The organism is Caulobacter sp. GW822-FHT07D08 (assembly GCF_058798735.1).
The window spans coordinates 613,405-636,406 of the sequence record NZ_JBXAKU010000001.1; the positions used below are offsets into that span (position 1 = coordinate 613,405).

At 68.3% G+C, this 23,002-nt stretch carries 21 protein-coding genes; 10 read left to right on the forward strand and 11 right to left on the reverse strand.

The features are described 5' to 3' along the window. Nucleotides 1–128: 128 nt before the first annotated feature. Nucleotides 129–956, forward strand: coding sequence for a TIGR00266 family protein (locus AC1RJ9_RS02700; RefSeq protein WP_492834952.1), 828 nt, complete (start codon nt 129–131; stop codon nt 954–956). Nucleotides 957–991: 35 nt separating this feature from the next. Here AC1RJ9_RS02700 and AC1RJ9_RS02705 read toward each other — a convergent pair whose 3' ends face one another. Then, entirely contained in the window at nt 992–1,321 is a 330-nt protein-coding gene (locus AC1RJ9_RS02705) for a chorismate mutase (RefSeq protein ID WP_492834950.1), read from the reverse strand. A gap of 48 nt (nt 1,322–1,369) precedes the next feature. Further along, complete coding sequence (gene gcvA, locus AC1RJ9_RS02710) at nt 1,370–2,326, reverse strand: transcriptional regulator GcvA (protein WP_099580047.1); 957 nt, start codon at nt 2,324–2,326, stop codon at nt 1,370–1,372. Between the two features lie 185 nt (nt 2,327–2,511). Here gcvA and cobA point away from each other — a divergent pair, with 185 nt between their 5' ends. From cobA to AC1RJ9_RS02735, 5 genes are read left to right on the forward strand one after another with little or no spacing between them, the layout of a single operon-like run. Next, nucleotides 2,512–3,414 carry a uroporphyrinogen-III C-methyltransferase gene (gene cobA / locus AC1RJ9_RS02715; protein WP_492834948.1) on the forward strand — a complete coding sequence of 301 codons (903 nt, stop codon included), beginning with the start codon at nt 2,512–2,514 and terminating at the stop codon, nt 3,412–3,414. Beyond that, nucleotides 3,411–3,776 (forward strand): DUF2849 domain-containing protein, encoded by a 366-nt coding sequence (locus AC1RJ9_RS02720; RefSeq protein WP_492834946.1) that lies wholly within the window; start codon nt 3,411–3,413, stop codon nt 3,774–3,776. Before cobA ends, AC1RJ9_RS02720 begins: the two co-directional genes overlap by 4 nt. Before the next feature lie 3 nt (nt 3,777–3,779). Next, nucleotides 3,780–5,438 carry a nitrite/sulfite reductase gene (locus tag AC1RJ9_RS02725; RefSeq protein WP_492834944.1) on the forward strand — a complete coding sequence of 553 codons (1,659 nt, stop codon included), beginning with the start codon at nt 3,780–3,782 and terminating at the stop codon, nt 5,436–5,438. Then, entirely contained in the window at nt 5,422–5,928 is a 507-nt protein-coding gene (locus AC1RJ9_RS02730) for a DUF934 domain-containing protein (protein ID WP_492834942.1), read from the forward strand. Before AC1RJ9_RS02725 ends, AC1RJ9_RS02730 begins: the two co-directional genes overlap by 17 nt. Next, a complete protein-coding gene (locus AC1RJ9_RS02735) occupies nt 5,928–6,662 on the forward strand; it encodes a phosphoadenylyl-sulfate reductase (RefSeq protein ID WP_492834940.1) in 735 nt (244 codons plus the stop codon). Before AC1RJ9_RS02730 ends, AC1RJ9_RS02735 begins: the two co-directional genes overlap by 1 nt. On the opposite strand, the gene AC1RJ9_RS02740 is transcribed toward AC1RJ9_RS02735, so the two are convergent. Together AC1RJ9_RS02740 and AC1RJ9_RS02745 are read right to left on the reverse strand one after the other, a co-directional pair. Continuing rightward, a complete protein-coding gene (locus tag AC1RJ9_RS02740; protein WP_492834938.1) occupies nt 6,663–8,822 on the reverse strand; it encodes an acylase in 2,160 nt (719 codons plus the stop codon). A 90-nt stretch (nt 8,823–8,912) separates the two neighbouring features. Next, nucleotides 8,913–9,434 (reverse strand): 3D domain-containing protein, encoded by a 522-nt coding sequence (locus tag AC1RJ9_RS02745; RefSeq protein ID WP_492834936.1) that lies wholly within the window; start codon nt 9,432–9,434, stop codon nt 8,913–8,915. Between the two features lie 375 nt (nt 9,435–9,809). Here AC1RJ9_RS02745 and AC1RJ9_RS02750 point away from each other — a divergent pair, with 375 nt between their 5' ends. Together AC1RJ9_RS02750 and AC1RJ9_RS02755 are read left to right on the forward strand one after the other, a co-directional pair. Further along, complete coding sequence (locus AC1RJ9_RS02750; protein ID WP_492834934.1) at nt 9,810–10,838, forward strand: phospholipase C/P1 nuclease family protein; 1,029 nt, start codon at nt 9,810–9,812, stop codon at nt 10,836–10,838. A 3-nt stretch (nt 10,839–10,841) separates the two neighbouring features. Beyond that, nucleotides 10,842–11,288, forward strand: a complete 447-nt coding sequence (locus AC1RJ9_RS02755) for an NUDIX domain-containing protein (RefSeq protein ID WP_492834933.1) — start codon at nt 10,842–10,844, stop codon at nt 11,286–11,288. A gap of 13 nt (nt 11,289–11,301) precedes the next feature. On the opposite strand, the gene AC1RJ9_RS02760 is transcribed toward AC1RJ9_RS02755, so the two are convergent. From AC1RJ9_RS02760 to pepN, 6 genes are all read right to left on the reverse strand, one after another. Beyond that, nucleotides 11,302–11,628 carry a UrcA family protein gene (locus AC1RJ9_RS02760; RefSeq protein WP_492834931.1) on the reverse strand — a complete coding sequence of 109 codons (327 nt, stop codon included), beginning with the start codon at nt 11,626–11,628 and terminating at the stop codon, nt 11,302–11,304. A gap of 130 nt (nt 11,629–11,758) precedes the next feature. Beyond that, nucleotides 11,759–11,944 carry a hypothetical protein gene (locus AC1RJ9_RS02765; protein ID WP_492834929.1) on the reverse strand — a complete coding sequence of 62 codons (186 nt, stop codon included), beginning with the start codon at nt 11,942–11,944 and terminating at the stop codon, nt 11,759–11,761. Next, nucleotides 11,941–13,125: a PepSY-associated TM helix domain-containing protein gene (locus tag AC1RJ9_RS02770; protein ID WP_492834927.1), complete on the reverse strand. Its 1,185-nt coding sequence runs from the start codon at nt 13,123–13,125 to the stop codon at nt 11,941–11,943. Before AC1RJ9_RS02770 ends, AC1RJ9_RS02765 begins: the two co-directional genes overlap by 4 nt. Then, entirely contained in the window at nt 13,035–15,200 is a 2,166-nt protein-coding gene (locus AC1RJ9_RS02775) for a TonB-dependent receptor (RefSeq protein WP_492834925.1), read from the reverse strand. The genes AC1RJ9_RS02770 and AC1RJ9_RS02775 overlap by 91 nt, the downstream gene beginning before the upstream one ends. A gap of 121 nt (nt 15,201–15,321) precedes the next feature. Continuing rightward, the gene (pleC, locus tag AC1RJ9_RS02780; protein ID WP_492834923.1) at nt 15,322–17,862 is read right to left on the reverse strand and encodes a cell cycle histidine kinase PleC; all 2,541 of its coding nucleotides are present in this window, start codon (nt 17,860–17,862) and stop codon (nt 15,322–15,324) included. Between the two features lie 212 nt (nt 17,863–18,074). Beyond that, a complete protein-coding gene (gene pepN / locus AC1RJ9_RS02785) occupies nt 18,075–20,666 on the reverse strand; it encodes an aminopeptidase N (RefSeq protein ID WP_492834921.1) in 2,592 nt (863 codons plus the stop codon). 105 nt (nt 20,667–20,771) lie between these two features. Here pepN and AC1RJ9_RS02790 point away from each other — a divergent pair, with 105 nt between their 5' ends. Together AC1RJ9_RS02790 and AC1RJ9_RS02795 are read left to right on the forward strand one after the other, a co-directional pair. Beyond that, a complete protein-coding gene (locus AC1RJ9_RS02790) occupies nt 20,772–21,680 on the forward strand; it encodes a CPBP family intramembrane glutamic endopeptidase (protein ID WP_492834919.1) in 909 nt (302 codons plus the stop codon). A gap of 104 nt (nt 21,681–21,784) precedes the next feature. Beyond that, nucleotides 21,785–22,435: an OmpW/AlkL family protein gene (locus AC1RJ9_RS02795; RefSeq protein WP_492834917.1), complete on the forward strand. Its 651-nt coding sequence runs from the start codon at nt 21,785–21,787 to the stop codon at nt 22,433–22,435. Nucleotides 22,436–22,443: 8 nt separating this feature from the next. Here the strand turns inward: AC1RJ9_RS02795 and AC1RJ9_RS02800 are convergent, their stop codons facing one another. Next, entirely contained in the window at nt 22,444–22,995 is a 552-nt protein-coding gene (locus AC1RJ9_RS02800; protein ID WP_492834915.1) for a hypothetical protein, read from the reverse strand. Nucleotides 22,996–23,002: the final 7 nt, after the last annotated feature.

The window sequence follows — 23,002 nt, forward strand, 5'->3', positions numbered from 1 at the left end:
GTGCGGCCAAAAGGCAACGCTCCGTCCGGCCAATCCGGCGCCCGCGCCATGCGGATGAAGGATGCTTCATTGGCGCCGCGGCTGGCGGCTGGCTAGAACGGTGTTCCCCAAGATAAGGAGTCTCTCCCATGCCCCCCAGCCCCTGGAGCCATACCCGCAGCGCCAGCGTCGCCGACGACATCGACTTCGAGATCAAGGGCGAGGACCTGCAGTTCGTCGAGATCGAACTGGATCCGGGCGAGAGCGCCGTGGCCGAGGCCGGCGCTTTCGTCTGGAAGGACGCCAGCGTCCAGATGACCACCGTGTTCGGCGACGGCTCGGCCGACCAGGGCGGCGGCTTCATGGGCAAGCTGCTGGGCGCGGGTAAGCGCCTGGTCACCGGCGAAAGCCTGTTCACCACCGTCTTCACCCATCAGGGCTCAGGCAAGGCCCGCGTCGCCTTCGCCTCGCCGACGCCGGGCACCATCCTGCCGCTGAACCTGGGCCAACTGGGCGGGACGCTGATCTGCCAGAAGGACAGTTTCCTGGCCGCCGCGCGTGGCGTTTCGATCGGCATCCACTTCCAGAAGCGGGTGATGACGGGCCTGTTCGGCGGCGAGGGCTTCATCATGCAGCGCCTGGAAGGCGACGGCTGGGTGTTCGTGCAGATGGGCGGCACGCTGGTCGAGCGCGAGCTTGGTCCCGGCGAGGAACTGCACGTCGATACCGGCTGTCTGGCGGCCTACACGCCGGGCGTCGACTTCGACCTGGTGATGGCCGGCGGCGTGAAGAGCGTGCTGTTCGGAGGCGAAGGCCTGTTCTTCGCCCGCCTGCGCGGGCCGGGAAAGGTTTGGATCCAGTCCCTGCCGTTCGCGCGTCTGGCCGGTCGCATGATGCAGGCCGCGCAGGGGCAGGGCGGCAACCAGGGCGAGGGCTCGATCCTGGGCGGCCTAGGTCGGATGATCGACGGGAACTAAGGGTGGGAGCGCCCCCCACCAGGGGGCGCTTCTCGTCAGCCTTTGGTCTTGTCCCAGCTGTCGTATTCGTACGCGATGCAGCGGTCGATCAGCGTGCGCCAGACAGGCTCGGCTATGGCTTCCGACAGGCCGGATTCGCGGGCCGCGGCCTTGACCTTGGTCACCACGTCCTCGATCCGCGCGCGGTCGAACACCTTGGAGCGGTCGGCCTTGATGCGGGCCGCGGCGTTCATGAAGCCCTGACGTTCGGTGAGGAGCTGGACCAGGGCCCGGTCCAGGGCGTCCACGCCCTGGCGCACGTCGGCCATGGTCTGGCAGTCGGCGGGAGCGAGGTGCTCGTCGACGGTTAGAGTCGTGATTTTCATGCGCCCCTTTAAGCCGGTTCCGCGCCTCAAAACCAGAGCCGCAAAGGCTTAAATCCCTGAACCATTGTCCATGGTCTGGAGCGCCGCCTCGTGCGCCTCGGCCTCGGTTTTCAGCCAGGTCACGAAGGCCTTCACCTGCGGCAGGCGGCCCTTGGCCTTGGGGTGGACGACGTAATAGGCGAAGTCGACGGCCGTGGAGGCCTCGAACGGGATGACCAGGCGGCCCGAGTCGAGGTCGGCCTGGGCTAGGGTGCGCTTGGCCAGCGCCACGCCGCGTCCGTTGGCGGCCGCTTCGATGACCATGCTGGACTGGTTGAAGCGCGGCCCCCGCGCGCCGTCGACACCCTTGATGCCGCGCGCCGCCAGCCACATCGCCCAGTCGGGGCAGCTGTCGTCGGCGTCGGGCGATCCGTCGTGCAGCAGGATGTGGTGGGCCAGGTCCTCGGGACGTTCCAGGGCGTTGGTCTCCAGCAGTTCGGGGCTGGCGACCGGCACCACGGTCTCGTGCATCAGGCGGATGACTTCCAGCCCCGGATAGCGGCCCGAGCCATAGCGGATGGCCATGTCGACCTCGCCGGTGGCGAAGTCGACGACCTCCATGCCGGCCGACAGCCAGACGTCGACCTGCGGATGGGCCTGCTCGAACTTGCCCAGCCGCGGCACCAGCCACTTGGCGGCGAAGGAGGGGGCGGCGGTCAGGGTCAGGCGGCGGCCGTCGACGGCGGCGGTCAGCAGGGACGCGGCCTCGGCCAGGCGGTCGAAGGCCTCGCGCAGGGCGGGCAGGGCGGTCTGGGCCGCGTCGGTCAGCAGCAGGCCCTTGGGCGTACGCTTGAACAGGGCCGCGCCGACATAGTCCTCGAGATTCTGGATCTGCTGGCTGACGGCGCCGGGGGTCACCGACAGCTCGTCGGCGGCGCGGCTGAAGTTCAGGTGACGGGCGGCGGCCTCGAAGGCGCGCAACGCGTTCAGCGGCGGCAGGCGGCGGCGCTCGTTGGGTCTTTCCATAGTTTTACTGAACGCCCCGGCAGAAGTCCTTGTTTGCGAATTGAGCCCTTCACGACGAGTTTGCAAGCGTTCGCTGGCGGATTGGCCCTTTTCGTCGGCGGGCAAAGCGGGGTGGTCCGAGAGGTCCGCCCCGTATTGCGTTTGAGCGTTTTATTCCAAGCGGCTTGATAGAGGTTCTAAACTCCATGGCCCGCCAGCCGGCCCGAAACGCTAAAGCCGGTCTCGCCAAACACGGCCTGGTGGTCGTCGGCGGGACGCGGGCCCACCGCGCGCTCGGCGCGGTGTGGCTGGTCGGCGCCGGTCCCGGTGATCCGGACCTCCTGACCTTCCGCGCCTTCAACGCCCTGCGCGCCGCCGACGTGGTCGTGCATGACGGTCTGGTCTCCGATGAGATTCTGGACTTGGCGCCGCGCCGGGCCCGCCGGATCAATGTCGCCAAGCGCAAGTCGCGCCACACCCTGCCGCAGGACGACATCAACCAGCTGATCGTGGCCCTGGCCCTGGACGGCCTGAACGTGGTGCGCCTGAAAGGCGGCGACCCGTTCCTGTTCGGCCGCGGCGGCGAGGAGCTCCTGGCCTGTCGCGAGGCGGGCGTCGATTGCCATATCGTGCCCGGCGTCACCGCCGCCCTGGCCGCCAGCGCCGGCGCTGGCGCGCCCCTGACCCATCGGGGCATGGCCCAGGCCGTCACCTTCGTCACCGGCCATGCCGCTCACGGCGAGCCTGATCTCGACTGGGCCTCTCTGGCCCGGCCGAACCAGACCGTCGTCGTCTATATGGGCGTTTCGACCGCCGGCCTGATCGCCGAGCGTCTTATCGCCGCCGGTCGCGCGGGTTCAACCCCGGCTCTGATCGTCGAGAACGCCAGCCGCGCCGACGAGCGCCGCGTGCTCACCACCCTGTCGGGGCTGGCCGAAGCGGCCCAGGGCGTGACGGGCCCGGCGCTGCTGATGGTCGGCGAGTCGATGGCCATGGCCGACACATCCACCGATTTCCCCGGCGAAGGCCGGGGACCAGGTGAAGCACAACAACCGCTCCGGATGAATCTGGGTCCCGGCCTTCGCCGGGAAAATCGGGTGAAGGAATGAAAGCTATCACCGCCAACCGCCTGCTGGACGGGGATGTCGTGTTCTGGAAAGCCGGCCAGTGGGTCGAGCGTTTCGGGGACGCCCAACTGTTCGACGAGACCGCCGAAGCCGACCTTGAGGCCGCTGTCGCCACGGGCAAGGGCCAGCCGACCGTGGTGGTGGATGTCTATCCGATCGACCTGACCCCGTCGGAAGGCCACTGGGCGCCCGTCAGCTACCGCGAACGCATCCGGGCTCTAGGTCCCACCAACGAACCCACGCACGGCAAGCAGGCCGAGGGCGGCGACGTCATCGAGGCCCTGCGCCACGCTTCGGGCGCGGCGCGCTCGACCGGCCGTGTCGACCTGATCCGCAGGAAGTAGGGCATGTATCAGTACGACCTCATCGATAAGGAATTCCTGGCCGACCGTTCGGCCGAGTTCCGGGGCCAGGTCGCCCGCCGCCTGGCCGGCGAGCTGACCGAGGACCAGTTCAAGCCGCTGCGGCTGATGAACGGCCTCTATCTGCAGCTCCACGCCTACATGCTGCGGGTCGCCATCCCCTACGGCTCGCTGAACGCGGCCCAGGCTCGGCGTCTCGCCGAGATCGCCCGCGACTACGACAAGGGCTACGGCCACTTCACCACGCGCCAGAACATCCAGTTCAACTGGATCAAGCTGAAGGACGCGCCGGAGATTCTCGACAAACTGGCCGAGGTCGACCTGCACGCCATCCAGACCAGCGGCAACTGTATCCGCAACACCACCTCCGATCCCTATGCCGGCGCCACGGCCGAAGAGGTCGACGATCCCCGCGTCTGGGCCGAGGTGATCCGCCAGTGGTCGACCCTGCACCCGGAATTCTCGTACCTGCCGCGCAAGTTCAAGATCGCCATCACCGCCTCGGCCAAGGACCGCACGGCCGCCAAGGTGCATGACATCGGCCTGCTGATGCGCCAGGGCCGCGACGGCCAACTGGGCTTCGAGGTGATCGTCGGCGGCGGCCAGGGGCGCACGCCCTATGTCGGCCCGACCATCAAGCAGTTCCTGCCGACCGACCGGTTGCTGAGCTATCTGGAAGCCGTGCTGCGCGTCTATAACCGCCACGGCCGTCGGGACAATATCTACAAGGCCCGCATCAAGATCCTGGTCGCGGCCCTCGGCGCCGAAGAGTTCGGTCGCCAGGTGGAAGAAGAGTGGGCCAAGATCGACGCCGAGCGCGCCGACCTGCCGGCCGCAGAGTACGCGCGCATCCGCGCCGCCTTCGCCGCGACGCCGTTCGAGACCCTGCCGGCCCGCTCGGAGGCCTTCGAGATCGCCAAGGCCAACGATCCGGCCTTCGCCCGCTTCGTCCGCAACAACGTCAAGGCGCACAAGCAGCCGGGCTACGCGATCGTCGAGGTCTCGCTGAAGGCCGCCGACCAGACGCCGGGCGACGCCTCGGCGCATCAGCTGGAGGTCGTCGCCGACCTGGCCGAGCGCTACGGCTTCAACGACCTGCGCGTGACCCACGTGCAGAACCTCGTCCTGCCGCACATCAAGCTGGACGACCTGCCGACCGTGTTCGCGACCCTGCAAGCCGCCGGCCTGGCCACCGCCAATATCGACCTGATCAGCGACATCATCGCCTGCCCGGGGCTGGACTACTGCGCCCTGGCCAATGCGCGCGCCATCCCGATCGCTCAGGACATCGCCCGCCAGTTCGCCGATCCCGATCGCGCCGAGACCATCGGCGAGCTGAAGATCAAGATCAGCGGCTGCATCAACGCCTGCGGTCACCACCATGTGGCCCACATCGGCATCCTGGGCGTCGACAAGAAGGGCGAGGAATTCTACCAGCTGTCGCTGGGCGGCTCGGGCGCGGAAGACGCCGCGATCGGCAAGATCCTCGGTCCGGCGCTGCCGGCCGACCGGGTCGCCACCGCCGTCGACCAGTTGGTTGGGGCCTATCTGAACGTCCGCGCCGACGGCGAGCGTTTCCTCGACACCTATCGCCGCGTCGGCCTCGAACCCTTCAAGGAGGCGGTCTATGCCCAGGCTGATTGAGCTGGCCGACGGCCAGGCCCGCTGGGCCGACGACGCCTTCGTCAACGTCACCGACGAGGACGCCATCCCGGAAACGGGCGACGTGATCCTGTCCCTGACCCGCTTCGAGGCCGAGGGCGACGGCCTGCTGTCCTCGAACAGCCGCCGTGTGGGCGTGCGGGTCGAGTCGGACCAGGAGATCGAGGTGCTGGCCTACGATCTGCCGCGTATCGCGGTGGTGGCCCTGGCTTTCCCGAAATTCCGCGACGGCCGCGCCTATACCTCGGCCCGCCTGCTGCGCGAGCGCTTCAAGTACGAGGGCCAGATCCGCGCCGTCGGGGATGTGCTGCAGGAGCAGGCCGGCTTTATGGTCCGCTGCGGCTTCGACGCCTTCGAACCGTCCGATGGCGCGACGCCGGAGGCCTGGACCAAGGCCGCCAGCCGCTTCCGCCACGTCTATCAGCGGGCCATCGACGACAAGCCGGTCGCGTTCGAGGAAAGGGCCTCCTGATGGCTTACGACCAGATCGGGGGGAGCGCCGCGGGTCTCGCCGCCCGGCTGGACGCCGAACTGCGCGACGCCCATCCGCTGACGATCCTGCGCACCGCCCATCAGCACTTCGGAAGCCGCCTGGCCCTGGTCTCGTCGTTCGGCGCGGAGTCGGCCGTGCTGCTGCATCTGGTCTCGCAGGTGTCGCCGACCATTCCGGTGCTGTTCCTGGACACCGGCATGCTGTTCGGCCAGACGCTGGACTACCGCAAGAACCTGGCGTCGCGCTTCGCCCTGACCGACGTGCGCGACCTGCGCCCGGCGTTCGCGGACATCGCCACCCAAGACCCGAAGTCGGACCTGTGGCGCACCGACATCGACGGCTGCTGCAACATCCGCAAGGTGTTGCCGTTGGACCGCGCCCTGGGCGGCTTCGACGCCTGGATCACCGGCCGCAAGCGCTTCCATGGCGGCGACCGTCTGAGCCTGCCGGTGGTCGAGGCGGCCGACGGCAAGCTGAAGTTCAATCCGCTCGCCAACTGGGGCAAGGCCGAACTCGAGGCCTATGTCGCCGAGCACGACCTGCCGTCCCACCCGCTGGTCGCCCAGGGCTATGCCTCGATCGGCTGCTGGCCCTGCACTCAGCCGTCGGAAGACGGTCGCTCGGGCCGCTGGGCTGGCCAGGAAAAGACCGAGTGCGGCATCCACGTCGCCCGCGCCCCGGGTGTCGCGCCGAACGTCGGCGGGGATATTTAGCTACTCCCCCGGCTTGTACGTCTTCACCGCGTGGGCCTTCACGTCCTCCGGATAGAAATAGACGTCGCGCAGGTTGCCCAGGCTGTAGCGCAGGGCCTGGTCGTTGAAGTGCGGGGAGGCGGGGTCGCCGCTCTCACCGCCGGCCGAGACGGCGCGAGCGCGGACCTTGTCGCCGAACTCGACGACCGCCACGAAGCTGTTGCCCAGCGTGCCGTAGTACTTCTTGGTCCCCGGCCAGCGCTTGGCCCCGAACGAGGCCAGAGAGCCCCACTGAGCCGAGGTGAAGGCGACCGGGATGCTGGGCTTGGCGTCATCGAAGGTCTGGATGATCGCGCCGTCGTTGCGCTGGAAGCGGTTGATCTCGCCCCACGGCGTCTTCCACGAGCCGAAGTCGGCGGTCAGGCGGTCCGAAGCCTCGGCCAGGGCGGCCAGCTTGTCAGCGGGCGAGAGCTTGTCGGCCATGTAGTCATAGACGTTCATGCCCGCGGCCTTGGCGGCCGGCGCGGCCTTGGCCCACATCGCCTCGCCCCAGAATACGGCCAGCGAGGTCTCGGTCGAGCGCGCCGACCACTTGCGGTCCCAGGCCTTCAGGGCGGTGACCTGTTCGGCGACCTTGGGATCGGGCGCGGCGTCGTAGGCCGCGACCAGCGTCGGGACCAGCCGCGCGAAGGCGGTCAGGTACGGATCGTAGGCCGCCGTGATCAGCCCGCCGAGGGTGAAGTCCTTGCGGTCCTTCAGCACCAGCGGCGCGTGGACGCCGCGCGGGTTCTCACCGGCCTGGTCCATGTACTTCGGGAAGTCGGCCTTCTTCGGGCTGTAGGGGCCCGCGGCGCCGTAGGGCCAGTTGTTGCTGTTGAAGACCCAGCCGTTCTTCGGGTTCAGCACATGCGGGGCCTTGTCCAGCGGCGTCAGGCCCTTCCAGTCGGTGGCCGGGTCCGAGCCATCCACCGGCTTGGTGTAGTCGAAGCGGTCGTCGCGCACCGGGATGAACTGCGGGTGCAGATAGGCGATCTGGCCCTTGCTGTCGGCGAACAGGGTATTGTTCGACGAGTTGGCCTTCAGCTCGGCCACCTTCATGAAGCTGGCGTAGTCGGTCGCCTTGGTGCGCAGGAACGACTGCTCCAGCGCCGCGATCGGCTTGTTCATCAGGGCGATGCTGATCCACTTGCCGGCCTCTTCGCGGACGATCGGGCCGTGGTGGGTCTTGAAGACGGTGAAGCGTCTCGTGGCCATCGTCCCGTCGACGGCGCGGTAGGGGATGGTGATCACCTCGCTCTTCAACGGGCGCAGTTCAGAGCCGTACTTGTAGAAGCGCTGGCCGTCCTTCTCGACGATGGTCTCGGCGAACTCGTCCACGACGTCGACGCCGCTGGAGGTGTGCATCCAGCCGGCCTTGGCGTTGAAGCCCTGGTAGATGAAGAACTGACCCCAGGTCGTGGCGCCATAGGCGTTGAGGCCTTCATCGCTGGCCACCTGCATCTCCGAACGGAAGAAGAAGCTGGTGTGCGGGTTGATCAGCAGCAGGGCGTGGCCGCCCAGGGTGTTGGACGGGGCGATGGCGATACCGTTCGAGCCCTTGGGCTCCTTGAACAGCAGGCCCTTTTCGTCGGCCGTCATGGCCAGTTGGCGCTGGCCGTAGAAGGCTTCCAGCTGGGTTAGGGCGACGCGCTCGATGTCGCCGCCGATGCTGCCTTCCGAGAAGCTGAGCGCCATCCACGGCTCGAAATGGGTGATGACCTTCGGCTTCACGTCCGGATGGGTCGCCAGATAGTAGTTCAGCCCGTCGGCCCAGGCGTTCATCAGCGCCTTCAGCCAGGCCGGGCTCTTGGCGTAGTCGGCCTTCAGCACGACGGGATCGATGAATAGCTTCTGGCGCAGATCGGCCCAGATCGCCTTCTCGCCCTCGGCTTCGGCGGTGCGGCCCAGGGCGGTGATGAAGTTGGTCTCGACGCGGTTGAAGTCGTCCTCGGCCTGGGCGTAGGCCATGCCGAACACCGCGTCGGCGTCGGTCTTGCCGTGGATGTGGGCGATGCCCCAATCGTCCCGGATGATCTGGACCTTGGCGGCCCGTGTCTTCAGGCGGGAGAGATCATCGGCGTGAGCGGGCGCGGCCGCGAACACGGCCGCCAGGACCAGGACGCTGATGGAAAGATTGCGCATGATAGACCCCGAACCGCTCATCCCCGCGAAGGCGGGGATCCAAGCCGAGTCCGGAGAACAATTCTAGTGTGGACCGTGGTCCGGGCCCGCCTATTGCGGCGGGCAGCCCTTGAATTCGCCGACCTTGCTGACCGAGAGGTTGGAGAGGTCGAGACCACGCAGGGCCTTCATCGAGCTGGCGCCGACGCCGCTGAACAGGTCGAGCTTGAGACCCTTGATCGCGCCGCCGATGTCGGAGGCGTACCAGTAGCCGTCGTGCCGGCCGCCGTCGGGCATGGGCAGGCCGACGGTTTCCTTGATGAAGAGCACGGTGCGACGCGGGATCACCTTGGGATCGACGGCGACGGTGCGCATGGCCGCGACCTTGCAGCCCAGCGAGTCGAACGCGCGGATGCCCTTGGCCCCGGCGTGGTACATCGTCGCCTTCATCGTGAACTCGACCGAGCCGGGCAGGGCGCCGCCGCTGAGGGCCGAGGTGATCAGGTCGCCGAGCGGGTCGACACGCTGCGTCGAGGCAGGCGCGGAGTCCGCGGGAGCGGCATGAGCGAGGGCGGGAATGGCGAATGCGGAGATGACCGCGGTGGCCAAAATTCCGGCGAGCTTGCGTCGCATCGAGGGGGTCCTCTTATCGGCGTGTCTGTCGGTTGGCGGCTTGGATATTCGGATCACGGACCCGTGACAACCCCGAGAGTCGATACGCCGCGGGCCGCTTTCGCCAAACAGGCGAGAAAGTGACATGGATTCAGACGCTTGAAACGGGGCTGTAAGGGCGCGGATTTTTTGCTTTCGAGAGCCTCACGGATGGAACCGGGCCGAGAGCCAAGCGTCCGCCGCGACTCGACTTTCCGTTTCGAAGAGCCGGGACGCGCGGAAACACCGCCGCAATACTGGACGTCTCAGGTTACTGGCGCGCGCGGCGCTGGCGGACATCGCCTCGGCGCCTTACACCCGGCTAGCCCGGCCTATCTGATCCTCGGAGCCTATCCCTTGCGACTGTCGTCCAGCCTGAAAGTCCTCGTCCTCGCCGCCGCCCTGTCAGCGCCGGCCGCCTCGGCGTTCGCCTGGGGGGCTTCGGGCCACCGCACCGTGGGCGTCGTCGGCGCCGAGAGCTTGCCGGCCGACGTGCCGGCCTTCCTGCGCACCCCGACGGCCATCGCCGCGATCGGCGAATACGCTCGCGAGCCGGACCGCTGGAAGGGCTCGGGCAAGATCCACGACACCGATCGCGACGCCGCCCACTTCCTGGACATCGACGACCAGGGCCGCATGTACGGCGGCCCGATGTTCACGGTGGCGACCCTGCCGCCGACCCGCGCCGACTACGAGAAGGCCCTGCAGGCCGCCGGCGTCGACAGCTGGAAGGCTGGCTACCTGCCGTATGCGATCATCGACGGCTACCAGCAGCTGGTGAAGGACTTCACCTACTGGCGCGTGCTGACCGCGGCCGTGAAGCTGGAGAAGGACAAGACCCGCCTGGCCTATTACAAGGCCGATCTGATCCGTCGCGAGGCGCTGCTGCTGCGGGATCTGGGCGTCTGGGCCCACTATGTCGGCGACGGCAGCCAGCCGCTGCATCTGTCGGTGCACTACAACGGCTGGGGCGACTATCCCAACCCCAACGGCTACACCAACGCGCGCTCGACCCACTTCCAGTTCGAAGGCCCGTTGGCCAAGGCCCTGGGCGACGAGGCGTCGGTCAAGGCGCTGGTTCCGGCCTACAAGGCCTGCGACTGCTCGATCGAGACCCGCGTGGTCGGCTATCTGACCGACACCTGGAAGCAGACCGAGCCCCTGTACCAGCTGGAGAAGGCCGGGGGGATGGTCGAGACCGACCCGCGCGCCAAGGCCTTCGTCCAGGCCCGCATCGCGGCCGGCGCCGCGGCTCTGCGCGACCTGGTGGTCGACGCCTGGAGCGCCAGCGCCAATGGCGCGATCGGCTATCGTCCCGAGATCAGCGTGGCGGACGTGGCGTCCGGCAAGGCCGATCCCTGGAACGACCTCTACGGCAAGGACTAAAGGATGCTGGCGTTCGGCGCGCCCGTCGCGGGCCTGAACTACATGGACCGCGCGGCCGCCTTCGGCATCGCGGAGAACAGCCTGGGGCAGATCGCCTTGGCCGAGGTCAGCAAGCCCGGCAAGGCGCCCTATTTCGACCTGCCCGGCGGGGCTGTGGACGGCGACGAGACAGAGGCTGAGGCGGTGGTCCGCGAGTTCGGCGAGGAAACCGGCCTGGTGGTCGAGGCCGGGGCGCTGGTCGAGACGGTCTCGCAGCTCTTTTTGAAGTCCGATGGCCAGCCGGTGCGAAACTTCGGCGGCGTCTATGTCGTCCAGGTCACCGGCGAGACGCCGGGCCTGAAGGTTGAAGACGACCACAAGCTGGTCTGGCTGGATCCGCGCGACGCGGTGGTCGCCCTCCGCCACGACGCCCATGCGTGGGCGGTCGCGGCGTGGCTGCGTCGAGGTTAGGGCTGAAGGCTCGTCAGGCGCCGGCGCGCTTGGCGACCCGCAGTTGGGCCGCCTGTTGCTTGGTCAGGGCGTGCCGCAGGTCTTCACGGAAGTCCATCATGCAGGCCCTGGCCGACAGGCCGCTGAAGCCCTTGGCGTCACAGGCGCGGGTTCCGGCGGCATGGGCGCGGCGGGCGAACTCGCGCGCGTCGGCCGGATTCGACAGGGTCAGGTCGCCGACGCGGATGCGGGCGATGGGCGCGGACGACTCGGCGGCGTGGGCGGCGGTCAGGCCGATGATCGGGGTGGCGGCCAGGGCCAGGGCGGCGATGGCGGCGATGCGGTTGACGAGCTTGCTCATGATCTTGTCCCTCAATTCGTGTGGCCGCCCGTGGCGATCCGTTGAATGAGGGTGTAGTCGCCGGCCTCGCCGAACACCCGTTACGAGTGCTTCATGACTTCTATTTAAGTCTATGAAACGAAAGTAATATTCAGCGCCTGCGCGTGGTCAGGGCCCACACTGTCGCCACGACCGACGAGGCCAGGGTCACCGCGCCGACGACGTCCCAGGCCCCGTCGCCCAGCAGGGCGGCGACCAGGCCGAACAGGCTGAGCGCGGCGATCGCGGCCGGGGCGCGGAACACCTGCCAGAGGGTGTTGTGATGGCCCTTGCTCATCGCGCGGGCTTCCGCTTGGCCAGCCACAGATAGAGGCCCGAACCCAGGATCACGATGGTGGCGATGTCCAGCAGCGCCCAAAGGATCTTCAGCGCCAAGCCGCCATAGTCGCCGAAGTGCAACGGTTGCGACAGCGACAGGGTCTTCACGTACCAGGGCGTCGGGGCGACGGCGGCGAGCTGGCCGGTGCGGGCGTCGATCAGGGCCGGGGTGGTCAGGTGCGCGGTCAGCGGCGTGTCGCCATGGAAGAACACCGCGTAGTGGTGGTCGGTCGAATAGGTCGAGCCGGGGAAGGCGACGAACTGCAGCCGCATGCCGGGCAGGGCGACCTTGGCCCGGTCGACGGCGGCCTGCAGCGAGCTGCGCTGGCCAGGGGGCATGGGCTTGTCGTAGGCCTGGGTCAGCGTCTTGAGCGCCGTGTTCTTCCAGTAGTCGATGATCGGCGTGGCCAGGGTGTTGACCACGCCCGTCGTCCCGACGACCAGCAGCCAGGACAGGGTCACCGCGCCCAGCAGGTTGTGGTAGTCCAGCCAGCGTGTGCGCGCCTGTTTGCTAACCCGCACCGCGCCGAACGGCAGCCGCCGCATGAAGGGCGCGTACAGCACCACGCCCGAGACCAGGGCCGCGATCAACAACAGGCCCATCGCACCCAGGAACAGCATCCCCGGCAGGCCCAGGAACATGTCTGTATGCAGCTGGAGCAGGAACTCCATGACCGGATGGCCGGCCACCGACGGAGCGGGCTCGCCGCTGGTCTGGTCGATGGGCTGGAAGCTATAGACGCCCGCCTTGTCGCCCGGCCTGACGCTGGTGACATTCACGACCGGCCGGTCCTCGTCGAAGCTCATGAAGGCCGGAACCTCGCCCGGCTTACGGGCGAGGGCGGCGTTCAGCACCTGGTCGAGGTTCAGCCGAGGCCCGTCGGGATGGGCCGGGGCCCAGGCCTCGCGCATCAGGACGTGCTCGATCTCGTGCTTGAACACCAGCGGCAGGCCGGTGACGCACAGCATCAGCAGAAAAGCGGTCGAGACCAGGCTCGACCACTTGTGAACCCACGACCAGGCGCGGAGCGTCCGGGCCTTCATGCGGTCTAGAAGTCCGTGGTGAGCGACAGCCGCAGGGTGCGCGGCGCGCCCAGCGTCAGGTAGTTGGCGTTGGGATAGCCGCCCACCGCGACCCACTGGTCCTTGTTTCCCAGGTTCTCGACCCGGGCGCGGACCGTCATCGCCTTGCCGCCGGCCTCGAAGGCGTAGCGGACGCCGGCGTCGAAGCGGGTGAACGCGGCCAGGTCGACCGTGTTGGCGCCGTTGGCCGGCTGCGAGCCGGTGTGGACCATGCGGCCCTCGACGGTCAGGCCGGGGGCGGCCTTGACGTCCCACTCGACGTTCACATTGGCCTGGAAGTCCGGTACGCCGATCGGCGACTTGCCTTCCAGCGCAGCGTCCAGGGCGTGATTGACCCTGGCGTCCAGCCAGGTCGCGCCGCCCAGGACGCGCAGGCCCTCGGCGGGCTGGCCATAGACGGTCAGCTCGACGCCCTTGTTCTCCTGCTCGCCGCCCGAGGTGTATTGACGGCTGCTGGCGACGAAGAATGCGTTGGGTTGCTTGACGCGGAACAGCGAGAGCGAGCCGCCGAACGCGCCGGCGTCGTACTTGGCGCCGACCTCGGCCTGCTTGCCCCGGAACGGCGAGAGGATGTCGCCCGCGTTGGCCACGGCGACGCCGTTGACCTGGGCCGGGGCGACTTGGCCGGGGACAAGGGCCTCGGCATAGTTGGCGTACAGCGAGACCTGGCTGCTGGGCTTGAACACCGCGGCCAGGGCCGGGGTGGTGGCGTGGCCGTCATAGGCGGCGTTGCGGGCGCCGGTGTTGTAGTCGTAGGAGCGCGTCTCGACGTCCTGGTAGCGCAGGCCGGCGGTCAGCAGCAGCGTGTCGTTGAGGAACGACAGGGTGTCGGCGACGGCGACGCTGCGGTTCTTGGCGCGCTCGGTGACGTTCGGGTCCGACTTGCTGCCGCCGACGAAGAAGTTCGGGTTCGGGGCGGCGACATTGACCGGGCTATAGAGATCGCTGGCGAAGCCGGCGAAGTTCGAGAAGGCGTAGGCGTTCTTCGACTTCAGGCTGACCGAGGCGACCGAGGCCACCAGGCTGTGGCCGATCGAACCGGTCTGGAACTTGCCGCGCAGGCCGGCGTCGGCGGAGATGACCTCGTCCTTGCGGACATTGTCGAAACGATAGGCGCTGATCACGCCGTTCGGCTGGGCCGTCGGGTTGGCCAGGACGTTGCTTTCCTTGCCCTTGCGGCCGCCGATCGCGGCCCAGGCGCTGACGGCGTCGGTCAGGTCGAACTCGCCGCGCGCCGCGCCGAACAGCTGGCGCTCGTCGGTATAGGTCCAGGGCTGGGCGAAGTTGCCGCCAGCATCCGGGGCCTTGGGGATCGCCCCAGCCGGGGTGACGGTCGGGCGCGGAGCGTCGATATGGTGGTCCTGGAAGCCGAGGTCGGCCGAGAAGCGGGCGCGGTCGCCGCGACGGTCCAGACCCAGACCCACGACCTTCAGATTGCGCTTCTCGTTGTCGACGGCCGTCTCGCCGTCGCGCAGGCCAAGGTTCAAGCGCGCACCATAGGCGTTGTTCTCGCCGAAGCGGCGAGAAACGTCGGCCGAGCCATAGAATTGCGAGCCGCCGTCCCAGCCGGCGGTGACGCGGGTGAGAGGCGCGGTCCCGGCGCGCTTGGGCATCAGGTTGAAGGCGCCGCCGACGCCGCTGCCGCCCGGCGCCGCGCCGTTCAGGAAGGCGTTGGCGCCGCGGAACACGTCCACCCGCTCGACCAGTTCGGCCGCCACGAACTGGCGGGGCAGGACGCCGTAGAGGCCGTTATAGGTCATGTCGTCGGAATAGACCGGGAAACCGCGAACGACGTACAGCTCCTGGAAGTTGCCGAAGCCCTTGGAGACCCGCACGGTCGGGTCGTTCTGCAGGACGTCGGCGATGCTGCGGGCCTGCTGGTTGCGGACCAGCTCCTCGGTGTAGCTGGTGACGGAGAACGGAGTGTCCAGGGTGTCCAACGCGCCGAGCAGGCCGACCCGGGCGCCGGCCGCCACCTGGCCGCCGGAATAGACGGGTGGCAGGCGCACCTGCGAGCCGGTGATCACCACCGCGTCGACCGTCGTCTCGTCCGCCTGGCGCGCGAGGGCCGGGCTGGCCAGGGCGGCGCCGAGCAGGGCGGACGACAGGAGGAGGGCGAGGCGACGGGACATGATCGATCCTGATATTGCGAGTGCGTCGCAATATCCTCTATCTCGGACCGTGACAACAGCTCGATCCCCATCGCGAGCATCGAGCCGCGACTTCAACAACGTAAGAGGCGAGCGGCGGAGGCTAGGCCGCCACGAAGTCGCGGGCGGCTTTGTGCTCGCTCTGGCGGACGGGCAGGGTGAAGCTGACCGTGGTGCCTTCGCCGGGCTGGGAGTGCATTTCCAGCAGGCCGTCGTGCATGGTGATCAGCGACTTGGTCAGGGCCAGGCCCAGGCCCGTGCCCTGGGTGGTCTTGGAGAACTGGCTCTCGACCTGCTCGAACGGCTTGGCCAGGCGCGCCAGGTCTTCCTTGGCGATGCCGATGCCGGTGTCGGTGACCGACACCTTGACCTTGTCGCCGAACGGATCGCGGCGGAGCTCGGCGCTGACGGTGACGCTGCCGGCGCGCGGCGTGAACTTGATGGCGTTCGACAGCAGGTTCAGCAGCACCTGCTTGACCGCGCGATAGTCGGCCTCGATCTCCGGCAGGTGCGGGAACGCGACGTTCAGCTTCAGGCCGGCGGCCTCGGCGCGGTTGCGGACCAGACGCACGGCGTCCTCGGCCACGTCCTCCAGGTGCATCGGCTCGAACTTGAGGTTCATCTTGCCGGCCTCGATCTTCGACATGTCGAGGATGTCGTTGATCAGGGCCAGCAGGTGCTGGCCCGACGAGTGGATGTCCTGGCTGTAGCCCTTGTAGCGGGCGTCACCCAGCGCCCCGAACATCTCGTTCATCATGATCTCGGAGAAGCCGTTGATGGCGTTCAGCGGCGTCCGCAGTTCGTGGGACATATTGGCCAGGAATTCGCTCTTGGCCTTGTTGGCGCTCTCGGCCTTGACCTTCTCGGTCTCGTACTTGCGGGCCAATTCGGCCAGCTGCTCCTGGCTGCGCTCCAGGCCGGTGATGGCGTTCTGCAGCTGCTCCTCATTGAGGCGGCGGGCTTCTTCCTGGGTCTTGATGGCCGTGATGTCGGCGGCGGTCATGACCAGGCCGCCTTCGGCCGTGCGGCGCTCGCTGATCTGGATCCAGCGGCCGTCCATCATCTCGGCCTCGCGCACCCCCTTGGCGCCGTCCGGCGCCGGGTAGTCCTGCTTGATGGCCAGGGCCGCGAAGCGGTTGACCTCGGCGCGGGCGGCGCCGGGCTTGAGCAATTTCGGCTCGAGCGAGAAGACGCTGCGGTAGTTGCGGTTGCACATCAGCAGCCGGCCCTGGCGATCCCACAGGACGAAGGCTTCCGACACGCTCTCGATGGCGTCGCGCAGGCGGTTCTCGGCGGCCTGGGCGCGGGCCTGGGCCAGGCGTTCCTCGGTGACGTCCAGGGCGACGCCGATGATGCGGACATAGCCGTCGGCGCCGGGCTTGCCGAAGCCCTGGCCGCGGGCGTCGATCCACAGCGAGCGGGCGCCCTGCTCGGTGGCGGGCACGCGGAACGAGACGTCGAAGGCGCCGTACATGGCCGCGTTGGCCAGGGCCTGGCGCACGCGCTCGCGGTGGTCGATAGAAACCCGCTCCAGCAGGTCCTGGCCCGAGACGACGCCGCCGCCGCCCCAGCCGAACATCGCGCCGGTGACGTCGGACAGAAAGACCTGGTCGGCGTTCAGGTCCCATTCCCAGATGCCGCAGCGTGCGGCCTCGACGGCCAGGCGGAAGCGCTGCTCGCTGTCGATGAACTCGCGGTGGGCGAGCTCGGCCTTTCGGCTCTGGATCATCAGCAGCAGCGCGAGCGCGATGCCGACGGCCAGCGGCGCCAGCAGGTTGATCGCGCCTTCCATGACCTGGCGGTCGACATTGGCGACGCTGTGGGTCGGTGCGGCCGCCAGAACCAGCAGGGCGCCCTCGGCCACCGGGCGCACCGCGATATCCAGCGCCGCGCCATCGGCCGCTTGGCCGCGCAGGGCGACGGGACCGCCGACGACATCGTCGGGCGACAGGGCGAAGGCCTCGCGGAAGGTGGCGGCGCCCTGGGCGGCGCGACCGCGGGCGGCGATCAGCGCGCCGCTGGGCAGGGCCAGGGCCCCGCTGTCGCCTTTCTCGGGTTCGTCGATCAGGCGCGAGGCGTCGCCGCTGGCGATCACGAAGGCGCGGGTCTTGTCCAGGGCGGCTGTGGTGGCGACGTAGAGCCGGCCGGTCTCGCCGACCGAACCGGTCCAGGTTGTGCGGCCCGAGGCGGCGGCGGCCTGGGCCGCGCCCTTCCAGTCCGCGCCGTCGTCGCGGCCGGCGACGGAGACGACGCCGGCGGGGCTGACCACGGCGACGGCCGCGGCCTCGCCGCCGGCGGCGCGTAGGGCGGTCTCGGCGGCGTCCATGGTGGCGCCCGGATCGCGCCTGAGCATGTCGGCGGCCGCTGACAGACCGGCGCGCTGGGCGGCGAGGTTGGCCTCGACGCGGCCGGCGATCAGCCCGGCCTTGGCCGACAGCGGCGCGCCGCCAGGCTGGGCCGAGGCCTCCTGCTGCAGGCGCTTGACGCCGAAGGCGGTATAGACGGCCAGCAGCAGCAGGGCCGCCAGGATGGCGATGCGGATGAACCCCTGCGACGGGGCCTGCACGGACTTGGCGCGCACGGCCGCGGGCGCGGTCGGTCCGGCGGACGCCGTCCCCCCGTGTCTCGCTAAGCCCCTGTCCAAACCGCGCGGCTCCCGTCGATCCCCGGAGCGCGCGGCGCGCGCTCCAATCCCAAATCCGAGACCTGTCAGGTACAGACCTCAGGGCGAGTCACTTCGCCGAGATGGTGAATCTACCGTACCGCAAACCGCTCCGTCACCGCCGGAAAGGCGGATTCGGTCCGTATGGGCCCATTGGTCGCAATATAGGGCCGAGCGAATCCTGAAAAGCGGCGTCAGCCAAGCGCCTTGGTCGCCAGTTCCAGCACGTTCTTGGACAGGTCCGGGTGGGCCGCGACCCGCTCCAGCTGTTCGCGCATCAGCTTGCCCAGTTCGGGTTTGTAGCGCCGCCAGTTGCCGAGCGGTTCGACCAGACGCGCGGCCGTCATCGGGTTGAACCCGTCCACCGCCAGGATCTGATCGGCCAGGAAGCGGTAGCCCGCGCCGCTGGGATCATGGAAACGCGCCGGATTGAAGTTGGCGAAGGTCGAGACCAGGGCCCGCAGGCGGTTGGGATTGGTCGGCTCGAAATCCTCGTGCCGGGTCAGGGCGATCACCCGATCCAGGGCGTCCTCGTTTGGATCGCGGCCCTGGACGGCGAACCACTTGTCCAGCACCAGCGGCTCGCTCCGCCAGGCGCGATGGAATTTGTTGAGGGCCAGGTCGCGGGCCGGGCCGCCGATGGTGACCAGCGGAAAGAGGCCGCCCATCGCGTCGGTCATGTTGCGGCCGGTGTCGAAGTGGCTGGTCAGGCGCGCCAGGTTGTCGGCGTGAGGATCCGAGGACAGCACCTCGGCGCAGGCGTTGCGCAGGGCGCGGCGGCCGGCGGCTTCGGCGCTGGCCGAGAACTCGCCGTCGCTCTGCATCTCGCCATGCAGGCGGCGCAGCAGGTCGCCCAGGTGGACGGCGACGCGGGTGCGCAAGGCGTTGCGGGCGTCGTGCAGGGCCGGCGGGTCGGCCGGCTCGGACATCAGGGCCAGGTCGGGCTCGGACGGCAGGGCCAGCAGCAGGGCCTTGAAGGCCGGCTCGGCGGCGTCGTCGACCAGAGCGCGACCCAGCGCATCGGCGTAGCGCTCCTCGCCGACCTCGTCGGGCGCGCCAGCGGCGCGGGCCAGGATCAGGTCGCGGGCCAGGGTCTGACCGGCCTCCCAACGGTTGAAGAGGTCCGGGTCCGAACCGAACAGCACATAGCGCTCGGCCGGCCGCGCATCGGTCGACAGGTTCACCGGGGCCGAGAAGCCGCGCAGCGCCGACAGCACGGGAGCGCTGGCGACGTTCTCCCAGCGGACCGTCAGGGTGTCCTGGTCCAGCAGCACCACCTCGGTGTCGCGCAGCACCTCGCCAGTCTCCGACAGCAGGCCGATGGCGATCGGGATCGGCAAGGCCTTCTTGTTCGGCTGGCCCGGTGTCGGGGCGGTCGACTGGGTCAGCGTCAGGGTCACGGCCTGGGCGTCGGCGTCGTAGGTGGTCTCGATCGTCACCGCCGGGGTGCCGGCCTGTTCGTACCAGCCGAAGAAGTCCGAAAGGTCGCGGCCCGACACCTCGGCGAAGCACTCGATGAAGGCCTCGACCGTGGTCGCCTGACCGTCGTGGCGCTGGAAGTAGAGATCGCTGCCCTTCCGGAACGCCTCGGCGCCGAGGATGGTCTTGAGCATGCGGATGATCTCCGAGCCCTTCTCGTAGATCGTCGCGGTGTAGAAGTTGTCGATCTTCATGTAGCTGGACGGCCGCACCGGGTGGGCGAGGGGGCCGGCGTCCTCGGCGAACTGGCGCGCGCGCAGGGTCCGGACGTCCTTGATCCGCTGGACCGTCGCGCCGCGCTGGTCGGCGCTGAAGCTCTGGTCGCGGAAGACCGTGAAGCCCTCCTTCAGGCACAGCTGGAACCAGTCGCGGCAAGTGATGCGATTGCCGGTCCAGTTGTGGAAATATTCGTGGGCCACGACCGCCTCGATGCGCTCGTAGTCCAGGTCCGTCGCGGTCTGCGGATCGGCCAGAAGCAGGGAGCTGTTGAAGATGTTCAGCCCCTTGTTCTCCATGGCTCCGAAGTTGAAGTCGCGGACGGCGACGATCATGAACAGGTCGAGGTCGTACTCGCGGCCGAAGGTGTCCTCGTCCCACTTCATCGCCCGCTTGAGGCTGTCCAGGGCATAGGCCGCGCGCGAGGCCTGGCCGGGATCGACGAACACCCGTAGCGCCACCTCGCGGCCGCTCATGGTGATGAACTTGTCGGCCAGAACGTCCAGGTGGCCGGCGACCAGGGCGAACAGGTAGCAGGGCTTGGGGAAGGGGTCCTCCCACTCGGCGAAGAACCGATTGTCCGCGAGGGCGCCGGAGTCGATCAGGTTGCCGTTGCTGAGCAGGTGCGTGAACTTGAGATCGGCTTCGATGCGCACGCTGTACCGGCTCAGAACGTCTGGGCGGTCGGGGAAGTAGGTGATCGTGCGGAAGCCTTCCGCCTCGCACTGGGTGCAGAAGCGACCGCCCGACATGTAGAGGCCCATCAGGGCCTTGTTGGCCTCCGGATCGATCTCGACCTCGGTGGTCAGGACGAACTGGTCGGGCAGGTCCGGGATGGTCAGCTGCTCGGCGTCGGCGACATACTGGTTGGCGCTCAGGCTTTGGCCGTCCACGGCCACGGACACCAGTTTCAGCCGCTCGCCGTTCAGCACCAGCGGCTCGTCCTTCGCACCGGTCCGGCGCACCGCTAGCTCGGCCTTCACCCGGGTCTGGGACGGATGCAGGTCGAAGACCAGCCGGGTCGTCTCGATGGAGAACGGGAACGGACGATAGTCCGCCAGACGGACGGCTTGGGGCGTGTCGGTGCGCATCCGTCCAACTTAGTCGTACCGGACGACCTCCGCGAGAGAACCTTGACGGCCAAGCCCAAATTAATGGTCAGTGCCGGCTTGAGTTTAGGCGGGAGGGGCTTGGCGATGACGAGCGAAATCACGGGCGGTCAGGCGGGGCTTGAAGTCGGGCGCAAGCGGTTCCTGCATCCGGGGCCGCTGCGTTGGTTGCGGGCGTTGGGCTGGATGGTCCTGCTCTTCGTGCTGTTCAGCATCGTCTATGCGGGTGCCCAGATGGTGGCCAACCCGATGTTCAAGAAGGGCGGTCATCTCCTTGAAGTGCTGGAGGTGCTGGTGATCTGCTGCGCGGGCTTTGGCCTCTATGCCGGCGTGGTCAGGCTGGCCGAGGGGCGATGGCCCGAGGAGTTGGACCTGCGCCGGATGCCGGCCGAGCTGGCCATTGGCCTGGTGATCGGAGCGCTGATGCTGAGCGCGGCCGTGGGCGGGCTCTACCTGCTGGGTGTCTACGACATCAGCGGTCCGCGTGCGGCCTCGGCCTGGGCGACCATCGCCATGGCCATCGAGTCCGGCTTCATGGAGGAGCTGATCATGCGCGCCATCCTCCTGCGCCTGTTGATGCGGGCCTTCGGGATCTGGCCGGCGCTGATCGTGCAGGCGGCCCTGTTCGGGGCGTTGCACCTGGCCAATCCTAACGCCACGCCGGTCGCCGCCGCGGCTATCGCCATCGAGGCGGGGCTGATGCTGGCTGGCTTCTATCTGCTGACCGGACGCCTGTGGATGTCGGTCGGCGTTCACGCGGCCTGGAACTTCACCCAAGGCTGGGTGTGGGGCGCGTCGGTGTCGGGCATCCCGGTCACCGAGAGCTGGCTGGTCAGCAAGCCCAAGCCCGGCGCGCCGGAGTTTCTCAGCGGCGGCGCCTTTGGTCCCGAGGCCTCGCTGCCGGCCATGGTCGTCGGCACGCTGGTGGCGATTATCGTGCTGTGGCTGGCCTGGAAGCAGGGAAACTTTAGGGCAAAGCCGGACGCGACTACGTAATAACCGCAAGCTTTTTGTGGTCTTTTCTTGAGCGGCGTCAACGAAACCGACCGTACACAGGCGCAAACCCCTTTCGACACAACGAGGTCGTAAAGGGGATACCGATGACCACCAAACTCTTCCTGGCCCTGACCGTGGCGGCCGGCCTGAGCGCCGCGCCCGCCTTCGCCGCCGAGCCGGTGACGCCGAAAGCCAAGGGCGATATCGTCCTGAACGTTCGGGTGACCGACGTCGCGCCGGACGCGGGCAATCCGATCCTGACCGCCGCTGGCGCCGCCACCGGCCTGAAGGCCGACGTCAAGGACGACATCAAGCCGACGATCGGCCTCAGCTACTTCCTGACCGACAAGCTGGCCATCGAGGTGATCGCCGGCACCACCCAGCACACGGTCAAGGCCGTCGGCCCGGGCACGGACGTCGCGGTCCACAAGACCTGGGTCCTGCCGCCGGTCGTCTCGCTGCAGTATCACCCGCTGCCGGGCGCGCGCTTCAGCCCCTATGTCGGCGCGGGCCTGAACTACATGCTGTTCTACAGCGGCAAGGACAAGAACGGCTTCACGGTCGATCTGGACGACGGCTTCGGCTACGCCCTGCAGGCCGGCGCGGACATCCCGATCAACGCCGCCTACAGCCTGAACCTGGACGTCAAGAAAATCTGGTTCGACACCGACGCCAAGATCAACGGCGGCGCGCTGAAGTCCAAGGTCAAGCTTGACCCGCTGGTGTTCTCGGTCGGCTTCGGTCGCCGGTTCTAACTATCTAACTAGTCCGAGCTCGGTCCGGCGACGGGCGCTTCCTGCAGGTAGCGCTCGATCGCCGCGATCTTATGGGCCAGGCCCGTCAGGGCCGGCGGCGCGTCCTCGGGACTGTCGGCCACCAGGGTCAGCAGTTCCCGAGCGATGGCGTGCAGACGCGGGGCGCTGGCGATCAGTCGGGCCTGATATTCCATCTTGTGGGGGTCGCGGTCGTATTCCGCGCCCGGGGTGCGCCAGCCGCCCCAGTCCTGGGCGTCGGTGACCACGACCGGATAGGTGCCCGGATAGGGATGGTGGGCGCAGTCGCCCTCCTGCTGCCATTTGTTGCGGGCCCGCAGCACCCGCCAATTGGAGTCGAGGCCGCCATCCTGCGGATCGACCTTGTCCTCGGCCTTCAGTTCGTGGGCCTGGAACTCGCGGTTCAGCCCGACGTCGTAGGTGACCCGCACGGGCTCGTCGAAGCCCTTGGCCCAGATGGGCACGATCCTGTCGACCGTGGCCCAGCAGCCGACGCTTTCGACCCACACCCTCTGGTTCTTCTGGAAGACGGTCTTGGCCATGCCGTTG

Bases quoted from the DNA above. Each gene is read 5' to 3' on its own strand.
- AC1RJ9_RS02700 (WP_492834952.1), top strand. From the start codon at position 129: ATGCCCCCCAGCCCCTGGAGCCATACCCGCAGCGCCAGCGTCGCCGAC.
- AC1RJ9_RS02705 (WP_492834950.1), bottom strand. From the start codon at position 1,321: ATGAAAATCACGACTCTAACCGTCGACGAGCACCTCGCTCCCGCCGAC.
- gcvA (WP_099580047.1), bottom strand. From the start codon at position 2,326: ATGGAAAGACCCAACGAGCGCCGCCGCCTGCCGCCGCTGAACGCGTTG.
- cobA (WP_492834948.1), top strand. From the start codon at position 2,512: ATGGCCCGCCAGCCGGCCCGAAACGCTAAAGCCGGTCTCGCCAAACAC.
- AC1RJ9_RS02720 (WP_492834946.1), top strand. From the start codon at position 3,411: ATGAAAGCTATCACCGCCAACCGCCTGCTGGACGGGGATGTCGTGTTC.
- AC1RJ9_RS02725 (WP_492834944.1), top strand. From the start codon at position 3,780: ATGTATCAGTACGACCTCATCGATAAGGAATTCCTGGCCGACCGTTCG.
- AC1RJ9_RS02730 (WP_492834942.1), top strand. From the start codon at position 5,422: ATGCCCAGGCTGATTGAGCTGGCCGACGGCCAGGCCCGCTGGGCCGAC.
- AC1RJ9_RS02735 (WP_492834940.1), top strand. From the start codon at position 5,928: ATGGCTTACGACCAGATCGGGGGGAGCGCCGCGGGTCTCGCCGCCCGG.
- AC1RJ9_RS02740 (WP_492834938.1), bottom strand. From the start codon at position 8,822: ATGCGCAATCTTTCCATCAGCGTCCTGGTCCTGGCGGCCGTGTTCGCG.
- AC1RJ9_RS02745 (WP_492834936.1), bottom strand. From the start codon at position 9,434: ATGCGACGCAAGCTCGCCGGAATTTTGGCCACCGCGGTCATCTCCGCA.
- AC1RJ9_RS02755 (WP_492834933.1), top strand. From the start codon at position 10,842: ATGCTGGCGTTCGGCGCGCCCGTCGCGGGCCTGAACTACATGGACCGC.
- AC1RJ9_RS02760 (WP_492834931.1), bottom strand. From the start codon at position 11,628: ATGAGCAAGCTCGTCAACCGCATCGCCGCCATCGCCGCCCTGGCCCTG.
- AC1RJ9_RS02765 (WP_492834929.1), bottom strand. From the start codon at position 11,944: ATGAGCAAGGGCCATCACAACACCCTCTGGCAGGTGTTCCGCGCCCCG.
- AC1RJ9_RS02775 (WP_492834925.1), bottom strand. From the start codon at position 15,200: ATGTCCCGTCGCCTCGCCCTCCTCCTGTCGTCCGCCCTGCTCGGCGCC.
- pepN (WP_492834921.1), bottom strand. From the start codon at position 20,666: ATGCGCACCGACACGCCCCAAGCCGTCCGTCTGGCGGACTATCGTCCG.
- AC1RJ9_RS02790 (WP_492834919.1), top strand. From the start codon at position 20,772: ATGACGAGCGAAATCACGGGCGGTCAGGCGGGGCTTGAAGTCGGGCGC.
- AC1RJ9_RS02795 (WP_492834917.1), top strand. From the start codon at position 21,785: ATGACCACCAAACTCTTCCTGGCCCTGACCGTGGCGGCCGGCCTGAGC.
- AC1RJ9_RS02800 (WP_492834915.1), bottom strand. From the start codon at position 22,995: ATGGCCAAGACCGTCTTCCAGAAGAACCAGAGGGTGTGGGTCGAAAGC.